This is a genomic window from Limnohabitans sp. (genome assembly GCF_031539105.1).
Taxonomy (GTDB): Bacteria; Pseudomonadota; Gammaproteobacteria; order Burkholderiales; family Burkholderiaceae_C; genus Limnohabitans.
Window position 1 is genome coordinate 62,954 of record NZ_JAVKLM010000042.1, and the last position, 14,681, is coordinate 77,634.

Sequence of the window (14,681 nt, forward strand, 5' to 3'; positions counted from 1 at the left end):
TCCTTGTTCAACCGATTGCTCATAAAAACAGATGACCGAATTCACCAAAGCCATGCCCGTGCAATGCAAACCTCAAGCGTGGGCCGCTTGGTTGGTCAAACTGATGGGCTGGAAGATTGAGTTCGACGGCTTGCCCGCCAAACAAGGCGTGCTGATTGGCTATCCGCACACCAGCAACTGGGACTTCATCACCATGATGCCGGTCAAGTGGGCGGTGGGTTTGCCCGTCCAGTTTTTTGCCAAAGAAAGTCTTTTTCGCATCCCCCTGTTTGGCCGCTGGATTCGCTTCATTGGTGCTGTGCCGATTGACCGCTCATCACCCAAAGGCGTCGTCGGCGAGATGGTGGATGCGTTGAAGCAACATAAACAAAATGACGAGCTGCTGTGGATTGGCCTATCCCCCGAAGGCACCCGCAAGCTGACCGACGGCTGGCGCAGTGGCTTTTACCAACTGGCTTTGGGCGCTGACGTGCCTTTGTGCATGCTGCACATTGACTACGGTCAGAAAGTAGCGAAGATCACAGACTTCATGCGTTTGACGGGCAATGCGCAAGCGGACTACGCTCACATTGCCAAGGTGTACGAAGGAGTGCAGGGTTTTCATGTGAACCAAGCTGCACCTATTCGCCCACTGCCGCCGCGCATGGCAGCGGCTCGCGATATGCCAAACACAACCCCTTTGAATTAAGCAGGCTATGACCACCCACTCAAACGACCCGAGTCACGACCAAGGCCACGAACAGGTGGTGACTGCTGCCCGCGACTACCTGATGGGTTTGCAAAGCCGCATCACAAGCGCGATTGAGGCCAAAGATGGCCAAGCCAAGTTTTTGGTGGACAAGTGGGAGAAGGGCCCAGGTGAGCAGCTGCAGGGCAATGGCATCACCCAAATCTTAGAAAACGGCCCCGTGTTTGAACGCGCAGGCTGCGGCTTTTCGCATGTGCGCGGCCCCAAACTCCCACCCTCTGCCACGCAACACCGCCCGGAGTTGGCGGGTGCGCCGTTTGAAGCCATGGGCGTGTCCCTGGTGTTTCACCCGCGTAACCCCTATGTGCCTACCGTGCACATGAACGTGCGCATGATTGTGGCCACGCCTGCTCATGGCAAAACAGTGGCATGGTTTGGCGGGGGCATGGACCTCACGCCTTATTACGGCTTTGCTGAAGACGCCAAGCATTTCCATCAGGTGTGCCACGACGCGCTGCAGCCGTTTGGCGAAGACTTGTACCCACGCTTTAAAACCTGGTGCGACGACTACTTCTGCAACAAACACCGCAGCGAGCAGCGTGGCATTGGCGGCATCTTCTTTGACGATTTTTCAGAGCTAGGCTTTGAGCGCAGTTTCGAGATGCTGCAAAGCGTGGGCGATGCTTTGCTCGATGCTTATTTGCCCATCGTGGACCGCCGCATCAAAACGCCGTATGGCGAGCGCGAGCGCCACCACCAACTGCACCGCCGTGGTCGCTATGTAGAGTTCAACCTCGTGTGGGACCGTGGCACGCACTTTGGCTTGCAGTCGGGTGGGCGAACGGAGTCTATTCTGTTGTCGATGCCGCCACTCGTGAGTTGGTCATACCAGCACCAGCCAGAAGCGGGCACACCAGAGCATGATTTGCTGCATGACTATCTGGTGCCGCGTGATTGGCTGAAGTGAATCGCAAGCCATGAACCACGCCAAGCGCCTAGGCATTTTTGGCGGTTCGTTTGACCCGCCGCACATCGCGCACATCGCGCTGGCCAAGCACGCGATAGCGCAGTTTGACTTGAACGAGCTACGCATCATCCCCACGGGTGATGCATGGCACAAGGCCCGCACACTCACGCCGTCACCACACCGCTTGGCCATGACTCGCTTGGCTTTTGCAGATGTGGCACACACGGTGGTGGACCCGCGCGAGATAGACCGCCAAGGCGCGACCTACACCGTGGACACGCTCCAAGAGCTTAAAGCGGAACAGCCACAGGCCGATGTGTACCTGTTCATTGGCGCAGACCAAGCAAATGCCTTCAAAACATGGCATCGTTGGCAAGAGATTTTGGGCCTCGCCACGGTGGTTGTGGCTGAGCGCAAGCTGGCCGAGTTGGGCAGCATCGCCAGTCAGTGGCACAATGCGGTATCCCCCGACGTACAACGCTTGGACATGCCAAGCCTGAATGTGAGTGCCACCGAGATTCGTGCGCAACTTGCTCAAGGCCCACATCCAGCTGCCGCTATGTCCGCGTGGTTGCCTGCCGCTGTGCAGCACTACATTGAAAAACACAGCCTTTACAGAACTACCGAATGAACGAAACCTCCGCCAAAAAAGATGTCCAAAAATTGCAACGCACCGTCGTGGATGCGCTGGAGGACGTCAAAGCCCAAGACCTCGTGGTGTTTGACACCGAGCACTTGTCCTCGCTGTTTGAGCGCGTCATCGTGGCATCGGGTACGTCTAACCGTCAAACCAAAGCTTTGGCCGCCAGCGTGCGCGACAAAGTGCGCGACGCTGGTTTTGGCAAGCCGCGCATCGAAGGCGAAGACAACGGCGAGTGGATCATTGTGGATTGCGGCGCCGTGGTGGTTCACGTCATGCAACCCACCATCCGTAGCTATTACAACCTGGAAGAAATTTGGGGCGAGAAGCCTGTGCGTCTGAAGTTCGGCGCACCCAAGCCAGCCAAAGCAGCTGAGCCTGAAGAGGCACCTGCTAAGAAGTCGGCTGCTAAAAAGCCAGCCGCCAAGAAAACAGCAGTCGGTGACAAAAAACCTGCTGCACGCGCAGCTACCGGTGCACGCGCTGCTCCGGGCTCACGCAGCACCTCCACACGCGGACCAGTCAAAGCAGCACCTGCCAAAACAGCCGCAAAAACCGCAGCGAAGGGCGCACCTGCCAAAACTGCAGCCGCCAAAAAGCCAGCTGCAGCGCCAGCCAAGTTGCCCGTCAAGACTGTGGGCCTCAAAGGCGCCAAGTCAACTGCCAAAGCCGCAGCGCGTAGCGCTTCGACCACAGCAGGCAAGCCAACGGGCAAGCGTCCTCCTGCTGCTAAAAAGATCACCGCCCGCAACGCATGAAGCTGTGGGTCGTCGCAGTCGGCCAACGTGTGCCCGACTGGGCGCAAACCGCTTGGGACGATTACGCCAAGCGGTTTCCGTCTGAGCTGAAGGTCGAGCTCAAGGCCGTCAAAACCGAGCCGCGCAGCTCTAAAACCCTAGACACCATTTACGCCGCTGAGCGCGAGCGCATTGAAGCCGCCATCCCGCGCGGCTGTCGCATCGTGGCTTTGGACGAGCGCGGCACCAACCTCACCACTGTGGCCTTGGCCGCCAAGCTCAAACACTGGCAACTCGAAGCCGACGATGTGGCCTTGGTCATTGGCGGGCCCGATGGCCTGTCGCCCGAGTTCAAACAACAAGCGCATGAGCGCATTCGTATTTCAGACCTGACCCTGCCGCACGCCATGGTGCGTGTGCTGTTGGTGGAGCAGCTCTACCGCGCTTGGTCGATCAACGCCAACCACCCTTATCACCGCGAGTGAAGCCACTCGAGCTATGTATGCCTGACGCCAAATTCATCTACCTCGCTTCACAAAGCCCACGCCGCCGCCAACTGCTAGAGCAACTGGGCGTGCGCTACGAGCTGCTGCTGGCCGACGACACAGAAGACGCCGAAGCCCTAGAGGTGGTGCTGCCCAACGAAGCGCCCCGCGCTTACGTGCAACGCGTGACCTTGCTCAAGCTAGAAGCCGCCTTGGCCCGTATGAAGCGCCGTGGTTTGCCCGCTGCGCCTGTGCTGTGCAGCGACACCACCGTTGCCTTGGGTAAAATCATTTTGGGCAAGCCCGATGACGCCAAGCATGCGGCGCAAATCCTTGCAATTTTGAGCGGTCAAACGCACCGCGTGCTGACCTCAGTCGCCATGGGCACCTTGTCTAAAGCAGGCAAGCCGCTTAAAACCGAGCAGGCGCTCAGTGTGTCCAACGTGCGCTTTGCACCTTTGACCCGCTCACACATTCAAACCTACGTGGCCAGCGGCGAGCCCATGGGCAAAGCAGGCGCGTATGCGGTGCAGGGCAGGGCCGCCGCCTACATTGAGCACATCAGCGGCAGCTACTCTGGCATCATGGGGCTGCCGATGTTTGAAACCGCGCAGCTGTTGCGCGCGTTTGGATTCAAGGTCTAACTCCCTTTCACTTGCGGACCTTCACATGCAACAAGACATTCTCATCAACTGGTCGCCCCAAGAAACCCGCGTCGCGGTGGTGGAAACCGGCGCTGTGCAAGAGCTGCACGTCGAGCGCACCTTAGAGCGTGGTTTGGTGGGGAATGTGTACTTGGGCAAAGTGGCGCGTGTGTTGCCCGGCATGCAGTCGGCCTTCATCGACATTGGCCTTGAGCGTGCGGCCTTCTTGCACGTAGCCGACCTCATGAGCAGCGTGGCCGCCCGTCACGCCGACGACAAGGGCGAACCAGCCCCCATCGTGCCGATTGAAAAACAAGTGTTTGAAGGTCAATCATTGCTGGTGCAAGTCATCAAAGACCCGATTGGCACCAAAGGTGCACGCCTGTCGTCGCAAATCAGCATCGCGGGACGCTTGCTGGTGTTCTTACCGCAAGACCAACACATTGGCGTGTCGCAAAAAATTCCCTTTGAGCAGCGCGAGGCATTGCGCCAAAGGCTGCTAGCCTTGGCCGAAGCTGCCGCACAAGACGGTAAAACCGGCAACCAAACAGGTGGCTTCATTCTGCGCACCAATGGCGAAGACGCCAGCGACGCCGAGCTGGGCGAAGACATTGCCTACCTTCGCAAGACATGGGTGCGCATCAAAGAAGCCTCCACGCGATTACCCACCAAATCGTTGTTGCACCAAGACCTGAGCCTGCTGCAACGCGTGCTGCGCGACTTGGTCAGCGAGACCACGCAAACCATCCGCATCGACTCGGCTGAGCAGTTCAACCAGCTGCAAGCCTTCGGTCAAGAGTTCACGCCCAGTGCGGTAAACAAGCTGCAGCTTTACAAAGGCGAGCGCCCCATTTTTGATTTGTTCAACATCGACGAAGAAGTGGGCAAGGCCCTTGGCCGTCGTGTGGAGCTGAAGTCAGGCGGCTACCTCATCGTGGACCAAACCGAGGCCTTGACCACGGTGGACGTCAACACTGGCGGCTTTGTGGGTGCGCGCAATTTTGACGAAACCATTTTCAAGACCAACCTAGAAGCCGCGGGCGCGATTGCCCGCCAACTGCGCTTGCGCAACCTAGGCGGCATCGTCATTGCCGACTTCATTGACATGACGCGCGAAGACCACCGCGAAGCCGTGTTGTCCGAGTTCCGCAAGCAACTCGCCCGTGACCGCGTAAAGACGATGGTGAGTGGCTATTCAGCGCTGGGCTTGGTGGAGATGACGCGCAAGCGCACCCGTGAATCATTGGCCCACATGCTGTGCGAGCCATGCCCTGTGTGCGACGGCAAAGGCAGCGTGAAAACCGCACGCACCGTGACGTATGACATCTTGCGCGAGATCTTGCGCGAAGCCCGTCAGTTCAACCCACGCGAGTTCCGTGTGATTGCCTCGCCCGATGTGATTGATGTGTTGCTGGATGAAGAAAGCCAGCACTTGGCTGGCTTGAGCGACTTCATTGGCAAGCCTATTTCTTTACAGGCTGAAGGTGCGATGTCGCAGGAGCAGTACGACATTGTGTTGCTCTGAGGTTTGAATTTCTCTTCGTTGGCTGAGGGTGCCCAGAGCTTGGGGTGTCTGACTTGGCTTAACGTCCCTACGGGCCGTGATGGCGCCAAATCAAACACCCCAAGCTCTGTGCTTGCTACGCATCGCTAGAGCTCGAATTCCAGCCTTCAGCCTATGTCGCGGTCAGTGCCTGATACGGCGCCATCACGGCCCGCAGGGACGTTAAGCCGTGTCAGGTGCTGGCCGCGGCGTGGGCGTGCGAGAGAAGTGACTTAAAAACGTAAGTAGAAACTCAAGCCACCAGCTTGAAGTGCTTGCGACTGAAGTCCAACCCAAACGCCTTTTCAAGCTTCATCAACCAACGATGCCGCTTTTCCCGCTTGCTCAACTTGTAATCCGGGTCAATCGTGAAGCTCTTTTCGGCCGAGCTTTCTAGCCACGGCTTGATCAATTCAGGGTGTGTTCCCGTGAACGGTTGCAACACCTGCGCATCAAACTGGCTGTAGCGAATCGTGGGTGCACCGTGTGACCAAAACTTGCTCACTTGCTCCATCTTCTTTTGCATGGTCTCATTGCTGCGCACCCAGCCGTAGTGGTAGATGTGCGCGTTGGCCAAGGCGGCTTGTGGGTTACGACCTTTTTTATGGTCAGCGGTGATCAGCCAATACTGGCCATCGGGCGCGTAAGAGCGGATGGTGTTACGAATCAGGCGGCACTCGCGGCGGTACCAGGCGGGGCTGTTGGCCACAAAGTCGGGCGTGCCGTAGAAGTGAAAGTAGTCAAACACCAAGGCTTCCACAGCTGCGTTGTTGTGGTGCTCGTCCACACTGGCGCGGATGTTGGCTAACTCGGCTTCGTGCACCACCTCATCACCCTCAAGGTAGAAAGCCCAGTCGCCCGTGCAGGCGTATTGCGCCATCATTTTTTGCTGGGCGTAGACAAAGCCACGGTCGGCCATGCGTTCATTCCAAATGGTTTCGATCACGCGAATTTTGGGCGAGCCGATGGCGTGGATACGTGCCAGCGTGTCGTCGTTACTTTTGCCCACCACCACTACAAACTCGTCCACCAAAGGCAGGAGCGAGCGAATGGAGGCTTCAAACGGGAAGCCCAGCTCCACGCCATTGCGAATGAAGGTGAAACCGCTGATGGATGCTTGGCTCATAGGGTGCTCAGATGTTTGGTGAGTCAGAGAAATGGTTGTCTGCGCTTTGCGCGGCCACTTGGTACAGCGCGGCATAGGCGCCGTTTTGTGCCATGAGCTGGCTGTGCGTGCCGGTTTCCACAATGCTGCCCGCTTGCATGACCACAATCAGGTCTGCGTGCTCAATGGTGGACAAACGGTGCGCGATGACCAGCGAGGTGCGACCTTGCATCAGCACATGCAGCGCGTCTTTGACGGCTTGCTCGGACGTGGTGTCTAGGGCTGACGTGGCTTCGTCCAAGATGAGGATGGGCGCATCTTTGTAAATGGCGCGGGCAATGGCCAAGCGTTGACGTTGACCGCCTGAGAGCTGGGTGGCGTTGTGGCCCACCAAGGTGTTTTCTTGGGCTGGCAAGCTGCGCACAAAGTCACCGAGGTTGGCGGCTTCTAGGGCTTTCCAGACGCGGGCGGTGTCCACAGCTTCGCCCAAGGCGATGTTTTGGGCCACGGTGTCGTTGAACATCACCACGTCTTGGCTCACATAGGCCACTTGGCTGCGCAGGCTGGTCAGTGACCAGTCCTTGAGCGCAACGCCGTCCAGGCTCACTTGCCCCGATGTGGTGTCTAGAAAGCGCGGCAGCAAATTGGCCAAGGTGGTTTTGCCTGAGCCCGAAGGACCCACCAGCGCCACGGTTTGGCCGGGCTGGATGGTCAGGCTCACGCCGTGGAGGGCAGGTGACGTGGCAGAAGGGTATTGCAGGGTGACTTGGTCAAAGCAAACTTCGCCTCGGGCATGCGCAACGGTGTGTGTACCTTGGGTTTCATCGGGCACGAGCTCAAGCAAATTCAAGCCGCGCTCTAGCGATGTCACGCCGCGTGTCAATGTGCCTGCCACTTCAGACAAGTGTTTGATGGGCGAAATCAGCATCAGCATGGCGGTGATGAACGCGGCAAAGCTGCCAACTGTGACGTTTTGTGCGGGGCTTGCGCCCGTGCTTTGGTACAGCGCCACCATGATCACAGCGGACAAAGCCAATGCGGCCAGCATTTGAATGAGCGGCGTCATCACCGAATTGGCAATGACGGCTTTCAGTGCCAGTTGGCGCAGCTTGAGGTTAGAGCCGGCAAACTTCTGGGTTTGGCTGCTTTGTGCGTTGTGCAGTCGAACCATGCGGTAGGCCAGCACGTTTTCTTCCACCACATAGGCCAGCTCGTCGGTGGCGTCTTGGCTAGCGCGGGTCACGTTGTCGAGGCGGTGTGACAGGGTTTTGACCACCCAGGCGATGGGCGGGAAGATGGCAAACACAATGAGTGTGAGCTTCCAGTTCAACACCAACAAGTAGCCCAGTAGGGCGAGCAGGGTGACCAAGTCTTTGGCAAACGACAACATGGTGGTCACCAGCAAACTCGCGCCGTTGTTGACCTCGTACACCATGGTGTTGGTCAAGCCGCTGGTGTGTTTGTCGGCAAACAGCTTGGGGTCTGCGCGCAACAACTTTTCAAACAAGCGTTGTCGCAAGCCTTCCATGGCGTTGTTGGTCACTCGGGCCAAGCAATAGGCGGCCACAAATCCGGCCAAGCCTCGCACGCCAAACAACAGCAGCAGCACCACCGGAACCATCCACAAATTCAAAGTGCCCCGGTCAAAGCCGCTGTCCAGCAAGGGCTTCATCAGCGCGGGAATGGCCGGTTCGGTGGCTGCGCCCAGGAAAATGCCCACAATGCCCAGCGCCAATGCAGCGGGTTGACCCGCAAACCAAGGGGCCACGCGTTTGAGCCTTTGAAACAAGGAATCAGACGGGCTGGATGGGGTGGTGGTGGTCATAAATGCTGAGGGTGGCAAGAAAGGCAGTATTGAGCATTATCGCCACTGGTTCGCCATTAAAATCAGGGGATTCGTTTGGCTACCCAACACACTATGACACGTCACCTTCTGCGCTTCTCACTTGGGCTTTTGACCGCCGGTTTGTTGGCCTTGCCAACGTGGGCGCAGTTCCGCGTGGAAGTGTCAGGCGTGGGCTTGACCCAAGTGCCCATTGCCTTTGCCCCCTTGCGCGGTGAAGAGGCGTCACCCCAGAAGATTTCCACCATCGTGCAGGCCGACCTCGAGCGCAGTGGCCAGTTTCGTGGCGTCAGCGCGGGCGTGGTGGTGGATGAGACCCAACGCCCCGACATCAGTGCCATGCGCCAAAAGGGCGCCGATGCCCTGTTGACCGGCAGCATCAGCCGCATGGCAGATGGCCGTTTTGATGTGCGCGTGCGCTTGTGGGACGTGGTGCGCGGCCAAGACCTCGGCGCCATGAGCTACACCGTGGTGACGGGCGATTTGCGCTTGGCCTCACACCGAATTGCCGACTTTGTGTACGAAAAACTCACGGGCGACAAGGGCGTTTTTTCTACCCGCATCGCCTATGTCACCAAGGCCGGCGCGCGTTACAACCTGTGGGTGGCCGACTCTGATGGCGAAAATGCCCAGTCTGCCTTGGCCAGTCCAGAACCCATCATTTCACCCAGCTGGTCGCCTTTGGGGGGTCAATTGGCCTATGTGTCGTTTGAATCGCGCAAGCCTGTGGTGTACGTGCACGACGTGTCCACGGGCAAGCGCCGTGTGGTGGCCAACTTCCGTGGCTCCAACAGCGCGCCCAGCTGGTCGCCAGATGGCCGCAGTTTGGCGGTGACGCTCAGCCGTGATGGTGGCTCGCAATTGTTTGTGATCGACGCTAACGGTGGCGAGCCTCGCCGCTTGACGCAATCGGCGGGCATTGACACAGAGCCCGTGTTCTCGCCCGACGGCACTGCCATTTACTTTGTGAGCGACCGTGGCGGCGCACCTCAGATCTACCGCATGCCCGCCATGGGCGGCCCCGCCAACCGCGTGACCTTCAATGGCACCTACAACATTTCACCAGCCCTGAGCCCCGATGGCCGTTGGCTGACCTACATCTCACGCATGGGCGGCGCATTTAAATTGCACGTGATGGACATTGCCAGTGGCAACGTGGCGGCCATTACCGACACCAGCCGCGACGAGCGCCCCAGCTTTGCACCTAACAGCCGCCTCATCGTTTACGCCACCCAGCAAGATGGCCGTGAAGCTTTGATGACCACCACCTTAGATGGTCGCATCAAGGCCCGTTTGTCGGGCCAAAGTGGTGATTTGCGCGAGCCCAACTGGGGCCCGTTCAACAAAGTGCAGCCTTAATTTCTTCTCTTCTTCTAAAGCGTTCTTATGAAAAAACTTCTTTTACTCATTTCTATTGCAGCCGTTTTGTCTGGCTGCGCGTCAGGCGTGAAGCTCGATGACGTGCAAGTGGACGACCGCTCAGGTGGCAGCACCAGCGGCCAAAGCGGTGTTAATGGCTTGAACTCGCGCAACCTGGGCGCCATGCAAGGCATCAAAACTGGCCCCGTGGGCGTGGAACACATCATTTACTTTGACCTCGACAGCTACAGCGTCAAGGGCGAATACCAAAGCGTGCTCGAAGCCCACTCACGCTACTTGCGTGCGGACCGCAACCGCCGCGTCAACTTGGAAGGCCATACCGACGAGCGCGGTGGCAGCGAGTACAACTTGGCTTTGGGCCAAAAGCGCTCTGATGCAGTGCGCCGCGCTTTGAGCGCCTTGGGCGTGCCAGAAAATCAAATGGAATCGGTCAGCTTTGGCAAGGAAAAGCCAGTGGCCCAAGGCTCTGACGAGTCTGCCTATTCACAAAACCGCCGTGCTGCATTGAACTACCAATGAAACTGAACCCTTCTTTTTCTCTCCGCGCCGTGGTCATGGCCGCAGGTGTGTTGCTCAGCGCAGGAGCCCATGCCGCGTTGTTTGAAGACAGCGACGCACGTCGCGCCATTTTGGATTTGCGCGAACGCGTTGAACGCCAAGGCGAAGAAATTCAAAACTTCCAACGCAGTTTGCTTGAACAGCAAAACCAGTTTGAAGCCCTGCGCACCGAGACCGCACGCCTGCGCGGTGAAAAAGAAGAGTTAACCCAAGAACTGCGTCGTGCCAAAGAGCAATCTCAAGGCGTGGATGAGCGCTTGAAAAAGTTTGAACCCAGCACCGTCAAAGTCGATGGTGTGGAGTTTGTCGCCGAGCCCTCGGAAACCAAAGCTTACGAAGAGGCTTTGGGTCTCTTTCGCAAAGGTGACTTTGTGGCTGCCACCACCGCGTTTAACGACTTCATCAAGCGTTACCCCAAGAGTGGCTATGGCGTGCCTTCGCTGTTTTGGCTGGGCAACGCCCAATACGCCAACCGCGGTTACACCAACGCCATCGCCAACTTCAACACCTTGCTGAGCAAAGCACCCAACCACCTGCGTGCAGCTGACGCCTTGTTGTCGGTGGCCAACTGCCAGTTGGAGTTGAAAGACATCAAGGCCGCTCGCAAAACTTTGGCTGACGTGGTTAAAACATACCCACACACCGAAGCTGCAGCGGCAGCCACCGAACGTTTGGCGAAACTCAAGTGACCGAGCTCGCCACGCTTACCAAAGAGGTCCTTGGGGCCTTTTTTTTAGGGGGCTTGCTCTTAGGCTTCATCAGCCAGCGCACGCACTTTTGCACCATGGGCGCCATATCGGACGTGGTGCACATGGGCGATTGGACCCGCGCTCGCCAATGGCTGTTCGCCATTGGCGTAGCCATGTTGGGCTTTGCTGCTTTGTCTGATTCAGGGCTGATTGACCCCAGTAAAACCTTGTACGCCAGCTCGCGCCTGATGTGGCTGTCTAGCCTTGTGGGCGGCGTGATGTTTGGCTACGGCATGGTCATCGCCTCGGGTTGTGGCAACAAGGCCTTGGTGCGCATCGGTGGCGGCAACCTCAAATCACTTGTTGTGTTTGTTGTGATGGGCATCAGCGCCTTTGCCACCTTGAAAGGCATCACGGCTGTGTTGCGCGTCAGCACGGTAGACGCCGTGTTTTTGGACATGCCAAGTGGCGCCAACCTCAGCGCCTTGGGCATTCCAGGCCTGGGCTATTTATTGGGTGCAGCCTTATTGCTGCTGGTGCTGCGCCACAAGGAGTTCTGGACGTTTGACAGTCTGTTGGCTGGCCTAGGTGTGGGTGGCCTTGTGGTCGCCATGTGGTGGGTCAGCGGCCATTTGGGCTTTGTGCCCGAGCACCCTGAAACCTTGGATGACGTGTACTTGGCCACCAACTCAGGCCGCATTGAAGCTCTCAACTTTGTGGCTCCTGTGGCCTACACCTTGGACTGGCTCATGTTTTACAGCGACGCCTCCAAAGTGCTGAGCACGGGCATTGTGGCTGTAGCCGGTGTGTTGTTGGGCTCTGCGGCCTCGGCCTTGCAAAGCCAAACCTTTCGATGGGAGGGCTTTGCCAGCCCCCGCGATTTGGGGCAGCACCTGTTGGGCAGCGTGCTCATGGGCGTGGGCGGCGTGACCGCCATGGGTTGCACCTTTGGCCAAGGCCTCAGTGGCATCTCTACCCTCAGCCTCAATTCGGTCATCGCCCTGGCGTCCATTGTGTTGGGTGCGGTGGTGTCGTTGCGACAGCAAGCCGCGCGTCTTGAGCGCACCGCTTGTGCCTGAGCCTGTGTCAGAGCTTTCAGTGACCGATCGCCGCTTTGGTGGCCTAGACCGTTTGTATGGCGTGAGCGGCGCCGCACGCATCCGTGCAGCCCATGTGGTGGTAGTGGGCGTGGGTGGTGTGGGCTCGTGGACGGTGGAAGCCCTGGCGCGTAGCGGGGTAGGGCGCTTGACCCTGATCGATCTTGACAACGTGTCCGAGTCCAACATCAACCGGCAAATTCATGCACTCGACAACACGGTGGGCATGGCCAAGGTCGAGGCCATGCGCCAACGCATTGCGCACATCAACCCCGACTGTGTGGTGACCTGTATTGAAGACTTTGTAGAGCCCAGCAACTGGCCCATTATCTTGAACGGTGAAGAAGTTGACGCCGTCATCGATGCGTGTGACCAAGTCAAAGCCAAAACCGCCATGGCCGCTTGGGCCTTGAAGCAACGCGTGCTTTTCATCACGGTAGGCGCGGCTGGCGGCAAACGATTGGCCCACAAAGTGGACATCGACGACCTGAGTCTCACCAGCCACGACCCCCTCTTGGCTAAGCTGCGCTACAACCTGCGCCGCGAACACGGTGCCGCGCGTGAAGGCAAAAAAATAGGCATCGCGTGTGTGTTCAGTCGCGAGGCTGTAGCGCCTCCAGATGCCAGTTGTGATGTGCAAGGCGATGGCACTTTGAACTGCAGCGGCTACGGCTCGGTGGTCAGTGTCACGGCCACGTTTGGACAGTGCGCAGCAGGATGGGTGTTGGATCAAATTTCTTCGCGCCCATTGCCAAAAGCATGAAAAATGCGTTATACTTTTAGGCTTCGCAGGGTACGAAACAAACGTTAAATACCCTGCGTGATGGGACCATAGCTCAGTTGGTAGAGCAGCGGACTTTTAATCCGTTTGTCGTGGGTTCGACCCCCGCTGGTCCCACCAAAAACTTCAATGAAAAAAGCACTTAGAGCAATCTAAGTGCTTTTTTTTCGTTCTCAAATCCGCTGGACTTCAGCGGTATTTCTTTTTCTAAATCTGCAGATATAGCTACACACAAACGACTGGTTTTTATTGGTATGAAATTTGCATTAAGACTACTTCCTTTCCTCAGTATTTGGGGAAATAAAGAAAGAGTTGCAGATGTCCAGCGCCAAGATTTTTCAGATTTTTTACGATGATAAAAGCAGAAGCAAGCTAGATGCAGGATTTATTGGCTTAGATAACGGATCAGCTCTTGCGGATGGTTGGTATGAATTTAGCCCAATAGTCAATTATTTAGAGACTAATAAGCTTGAAGATGACGTTTGGTACGGATTTTTGTCACCCAAGTTCAAGTCTAAAACGGGGTGCGACTCTGAATACGTCTATCACTTCCTCGACCGTGTTCCGAGGTCTGCAGAAGTCGCCATTTTTTCACCTGGCTGGGATCAGCTTGCCTATTTCCTGAATCCATGGGAGCAGGGTGAGATATGGCATCCAAGCCTTGTTCAAGTTACCGAACAGTTTCTAAAAGCTACGCGTCGCGATGCAGGTCTTGAGTCGATCGTCACAGATGCCACGACGTCTGTTTTCTCCAATTACTTTGCAGCAAAAAAGCGTTTCTGGCTGGCTTGGTTAGAAATTGCCAAAGACTTGAAGCAGTTTGTGACGGATAACGCTGATTTCAACTCTCAACTCATCAGTTATGGCGGCCATGAAAACCTGGCTCCTATGAAAACTTTTGTTCAGGAGCGCCTGGCTTCATACCTGTTAGCCAAGGGTAACTACATCACCGTTGCATCTACCCGCTCGCATGATCAGCCTGTGATGCGTCGAATCTTTCCTCAGGGTGATACGGATAAAAAACTTTTTCACCTTTGCGATCACTACAAGCGTTTGTACAGAAAGACTAATAACAGTGCTTATTTGGATTCTTTCTATTTGGCTAGACAGCAGATTGCTTTCCAGCACCCCTATTGAGTATGGCAACAACCTTATCAAAGCTTTCAAGTTATCTGCAGATTTGTCGACTAACAGACACACGAAATCGGGCATCACGAAATGAATAATAAAAAAGTATTAGTAATGTATATCGGCGAAATCTTCGCTGGAGCAGAAGCGAGCTCCGGTGATGTTTCGCGTTACATCCGATCAATTGTCGATGCCGGGGACAAGGTATTTCGACAAGGCAGCGATTTGGTAAGACTCCTAGCCAATGGCGAAATTATTCGTGTCGAGGGGTTCTTTGATCTCGCTGATCAACTCTCAGCGGAGAGTATTGAATTAGATGCGACCCTTTCATGGTTGCTGGCTCAGAGTCAGTTTCCTGAAGCCAAAAAACTACTGGCTCAACTTGACACCGGAGCG

General features: G+C 56.7%; 15 protein-coding genes and 1 tRNA gene. 14 read left to right on the plus strand and 2 right to left on the minus strand.

Going from position 1 to position 14,681, the window contains the following annotated elements:
* The first annotated feature begins 31 nt into the window (after positions 1–31).
* The 7 genes from RMR24_RS11695 to rng are packed head-to-tail and all read left to right on the plus strand — an operon-like array spanning position 32 to position 5,686.
* Positions 32–688: a 1-acyl-sn-glycerol-3-phosphate acyltransferase gene (locus tag RMR24_RS11695; RefSeq protein ID WP_310615252.1), complete on the plus strand. Its 657-nt coding sequence runs from the start codon at positions 32–34 to the stop codon at positions 686–688.
* Between the two features lie 7 nt (positions 689–695).
* Positions 696–1,655 (plus strand): oxygen-dependent coproporphyrinogen oxidase, encoded by a 960-nt coding sequence (gene hemF, locus RMR24_RS11700; RefSeq protein WP_310615253.1) that lies wholly within the window; start codon positions 696–698, stop codon positions 1,653–1,655.
* Positions 1,656–1,665: 10 nt separating this feature from the next.
* The gene (gene nadD, locus RMR24_RS11705) at positions 1,666–2,286 is read left to right on the plus strand and encodes a nicotinate (nicotinamide) nucleotide adenylyltransferase (RefSeq protein WP_310615254.1); all 621 of its coding nucleotides are present in this window, start codon (positions 1,666–1,668) and stop codon (positions 2,284–2,286) included.
* Positions 2,283–3,053 carry a ribosome silencing factor gene (rsfS, locus tag RMR24_RS11710; protein ID WP_310615255.1) on the plus strand — a complete coding sequence of 257 codons (771 nt, stop codon included), beginning with the start codon at positions 2,283–2,285 and terminating at the stop codon, positions 3,051–3,053. Before nadD ends, rsfS begins: the two co-directional genes overlap by 4 nt.
* Positions 3,050–3,517, plus strand: a complete 468-nt coding sequence (rlmH, locus tag RMR24_RS11715; protein WP_310615256.1) for a 23S rRNA (pseudouridine(1915)-N(3))-methyltransferase RlmH — start codon at positions 3,050–3,052, stop codon at positions 3,515–3,517. Before rsfS ends, rlmH begins: the two co-directional genes overlap by 4 nt.
* A gap of 17 nt (positions 3,518–3,534) precedes the next feature.
* Positions 3,535–4,161 (plus strand): nucleoside triphosphate pyrophosphatase, encoded by a 627-nt coding sequence (locus RMR24_RS11720; RefSeq protein WP_310615257.1) that lies wholly within the window; start codon positions 3,535–3,537, stop codon positions 4,159–4,161.
* Between the two features lie 25 nt (positions 4,162–4,186).
* Positions 4,187–5,686 (plus strand): ribonuclease G, encoded by a 1,500-nt coding sequence (rng, locus tag RMR24_RS11725; protein ID WP_310615258.1) that lies wholly within the window; start codon positions 4,187–4,189, stop codon positions 5,684–5,686.
* Positions 5,687–5,957: 271 nt separating this feature from the next.
* Here the strand turns inward: rng and RMR24_RS11730 are convergent, their stop codons facing one another.
* Complete coding sequence (locus RMR24_RS11730) at positions 5,958–6,830, minus strand: glycosyltransferase (RefSeq protein ID WP_310615259.1); 873 nt, start codon at positions 6,828–6,830, stop codon at positions 5,958–5,960.
* A gap of 7 nt (positions 6,831–6,837) precedes the next feature.
* Complete coding sequence (gene msbA, locus RMR24_RS11735) at positions 6,838–8,634, minus strand: lipid A export permease/ATP-binding protein MsbA (protein WP_310615260.1); 1,797 nt, start codon at positions 8,632–8,634, stop codon at positions 6,838–6,840.
* Between the two features lie 93 nt (positions 8,635–8,727).
* Here msbA and tolB point away from each other — a divergent pair, with 93 nt between their 5' ends.
* From tolB to RMR24_RS11770, 7 genes are all read left to right on the plus strand, one after another.
* Positions 8,728–10,011, plus strand: a complete 1,284-nt coding sequence (tolB, locus tag RMR24_RS11740; RefSeq protein WP_310615261.1) for a Tol-Pal system beta propeller repeat protein TolB — start codon at positions 8,728–8,730, stop codon at positions 10,009–10,011.
* A gap of 27 nt (positions 10,012–10,038) precedes the next feature.
* A complete protein-coding gene (gene pal, locus RMR24_RS11745) occupies positions 10,039–10,551 on the plus strand; it encodes a peptidoglycan-associated lipoprotein Pal (protein WP_310615262.1) in 513 nt (170 codons plus the stop codon).
* Positions 10,548–11,279 carry a tol-pal system protein YbgF gene (gene ybgF / locus RMR24_RS11750; protein WP_310615263.1) on the plus strand — a complete coding sequence of 244 codons (732 nt, stop codon included), beginning with the start codon at positions 10,548–10,550 and terminating at the stop codon, positions 11,277–11,279. The genes pal and ybgF overlap by 4 nt, the downstream gene beginning before the upstream one ends.
* Complete coding sequence (locus tag RMR24_RS11755; RefSeq protein WP_310615264.1) at positions 11,276–12,358, plus strand: YeeE/YedE family protein; 1,083 nt, start codon at positions 11,276–11,278, stop codon at positions 12,356–12,358. Before ybgF ends, RMR24_RS11755 begins: the two co-directional genes overlap by 4 nt.
* Entirely contained in the window at positions 12,336–13,139 is an 804-nt protein-coding gene (locus RMR24_RS11760; protein WP_310615265.1) for a tRNA threonylcarbamoyladenosine dehydratase, read from the plus strand. The genes RMR24_RS11755 and RMR24_RS11760 overlap by 23 nt, the downstream gene beginning before the upstream one ends.
* A gap of 62 nt (positions 13,140–13,201) precedes the next feature.
* Positions 13,202–13,277, plus strand: a tRNA-Lys gene (locus RMR24_RS11765).
* 198 nt (positions 13,278–13,475) lie between these two features.
* A complete protein-coding gene (locus RMR24_RS11770) occupies positions 13,476–14,294 on the plus strand; it encodes a hypothetical protein (RefSeq protein WP_310615266.1) in 819 nt (272 codons plus the stop codon).
* The last annotated feature ends 387 nt before the right edge of the window (positions 14,295–14,681 follow it).

Coding starts and splice junctions, on each gene's coding strand:
- rlmH (WP_310615256.1), top strand. CDS start 3,050: ATGAAGCTGTGGGTCGTCGCAGTCGGCCAACGTGTGCCCGACTGGGCG.
- rng (WP_310615258.1), top strand. CDS start 4,187: ATGCAACAAGACATTCTCATCAACTGGTCGCCCCAAGAAACCCGCGTC.
- nadD (WP_310615254.1), top strand. CDS start 1,666: ATGAACCACGCCAAGCGCCTAGGCATTTTTGGCGGTTCGTTTGACCCG.
- tolB (WP_310615261.1), top strand. CDS start 8,728: ATGACACGTCACCTTCTGCGCTTCTCACTTGGGCTTTTGACCGCCGGT.
- hemF (WP_310615253.1), top strand. CDS start 696: ATGACCACCCACTCAAACGACCCGAGTCACGACCAAGGCCACGAACAG.
- RMR24_RS11720 (WP_310615257.1), top strand. CDS start 3,535: ATGCCTGACGCCAAATTCATCTACCTCGCTTCACAAAGCCCACGCCGC.
- ybgF (WP_310615263.1), top strand. CDS start 10,548: ATGAAACTGAACCCTTCTTTTTCTCTCCGCGCCGTGGTCATGGCCGCA.
- msbA (WP_310615260.1), bottom strand. CDS start 8,634: ATGACCACCACCACCCCATCCAGCCCGTCTGATTCCTTGTTTCAAAGG.
- rsfS (WP_310615255.1), top strand. CDS start 2,283: ATGAACGAAACCTCCGCCAAAAAAGATGTCCAAAAATTGCAACGCACC.
- RMR24_RS11730 (WP_310615259.1), bottom strand. CDS start 6,830: ATGAGCCAAGCATCCATCAGCGGTTTCACCTTCATTCGCAATGGCGTG.
- RMR24_RS11770 (WP_310615266.1), top strand. CDS start 13,476: ATGTCCAGCGCCAAGATTTTTCAGATTTTTTACGATGATAAAAGCAGA.
- pal (WP_310615262.1), top strand. CDS start 10,039: ATGAAAAAACTTCTTTTACTCATTTCTATTGCAGCCGTTTTGTCTGGC.
- RMR24_RS11695 (WP_310615252.1), top strand. CDS start 32: ATGACCGAATTCACCAAAGCCATGCCCGTGCAATGCAAACCTCAAGCG.